Consider the following 261-nt stretch of genomic DNA (forward strand, 5'->3'; position numbering starts at 1 on the left):
TACCGAGGTCACCTGCGCTGCGGTCGAGAAGCCCGGCGCGAAGATGAACTTGTGGATCTGGGCCTCGGTCATCTTCTCCAGCTCAGCCTCGGTGACGAGACCGTTCTGGAGCGCCTTGGCCTTGATCCGCTCGGTGTTGAGCCCGCGGCCATTGTCGGCGATGCAGATGATGATGTGACCGCCTTCGTGATAGGCGGAGAGCCGAATGGTGCCCTGCTCGGGCTTGCCGGCCGCGACCCGCTCCGCGGTGGTCTCCAGTCC

1 pseudogene is annotated in these 261 nt (G+C 65.1%); it reads right to left on the reverse strand.

Annotated elements, in window-relative coordinates:
* A pseudogene (locus ALC15_RS41040) lies at positions 1–261 on the reverse strand (hypothetical protein); the annotation flags it as partial.

Source organism: Bradyrhizobium viridifuturi, assembly GCF_001238275.1.
Classification (GTDB): domain Bacteria; phylum Pseudomonadota; class Alphaproteobacteria; order Rhizobiales; family Xanthobacteraceae; genus Bradyrhizobium; species Bradyrhizobium viridifuturi.